This is a genomic window from Chromobacterium sp. LK1 (assembly GCF_001043555.1).
Lineage (GTDB): Bacteria > Pseudomonadota > Gammaproteobacteria > Burkholderiales > Chromobacteriaceae > Chromobacterium > Chromobacterium aquaticum.
The window spans coordinates 1-1,124 of sequence record NZ_LDUI01000065.1 but is presented as its reverse complement, the minus strand read 5'-3'; the positions used below and the strand labels follow the sequence as shown (position 1 = coordinate 1,124).

The window sequence follows — 1,124 nt, the reverse complement described above, 5'->3', positions numbered from 1 at the left end:
GGCACCATCGGTCACGTGGACCATGGTAAAACCACTCTGACCGCTGCTATCACCACCATTCTGTCCAAGAAGTTCGGCGGCGAAGCCAAAGACTACTCCCAGATCGACAGCGCGCCGGAAGAGAAGGCCCGTGGTATTACCATTAATACCGCTCACGTAGAATACGAAACCGAGTCCCGTCACTACGCTCACGTAGACTGCCCGGGTCACGCCGACTACGTTAAGAACATGATTACCGGTGCTGCCCAGATGGACGGCGCTATCCTGGTGTGCTCGGCCGCTGACGGCCCGATGCCGCAAACCCGCGAACACATCCTGCTGTCCCGTCAGGTTGGCGTTCCGTACATCATCGTGTTCCTGAACAAGGCCGATCTGGTGGACGACGCTGAGCTGCTGGAACTGGTGGAAATGGAAGTTCGCGATCTGCTGTCTTCCTACGACTTCCCGGGCGACGACACCCCGGTGGTGATCGGCTCCGCTCGTCTGGCGCTGGAAGGCGACCAGTCCGAATACGGCGAACCGGCCATCTTCAAGCTGGCTGCAGCTCTGGATTCCTACATCCCGACTCCGGAACGCGCCATCGACAAGCCGTTCCTGCTGCCGATCGAGGACGTGTTCTCGATCTCCGGCCGCGGCACCGTGGTAACCGGTCGCGTAGAGCGCGGCATTGTTAAAGTCGGCGAAGAACTGGAAATCGTGGGCCTGAAGGCTACCGCGAAGACCACTTGCACCGGCGTGGAAATGTTCCGCAAGCTGCTGGACCAAGGTCAGGCTGGCGACAACGTTGGCGTGCTGCTGCGCGGCACCAAGCGTGAAGATGTTGAGCGTGGTCAGGTTCTGGCCAAGCCGGGCACCATCACCCCGCACACCAAGTTCGGCGCTTCGGTATACGTGCTGAGCAAAGACGAAGGTGGTCGTCACACCCCGTTCTTCGCGAACTACCGTCCGCAGTTCTACTTCCGTACCACTGACGTAACGGGTGCCGTTACTCTGTCGGAAGGCGTGGAAATGGTAATGCCGGGCGACAACGTTGAAATCACCGTTGAGCTGATCGCACCGATCGCCATGGAAGAAGGTCTGCGTTTCGCCATCCGCGAAGGCGGTCGTACCGTCGGCGCCGGCGT

1 protein-coding gene is annotated in these 1,124 nt (G+C 60.1%); it reads left to right on the top strand.

Translation table 11 applies throughout. The features are described 5' to 3' along the window. Positions 1-1,124: elongation factor Tu (gene tuf / locus VI26_RS22355; RefSeq protein ID WP_082151213.1), on the top strand; the 1,124-nt coding region annotated here is incomplete at both ends.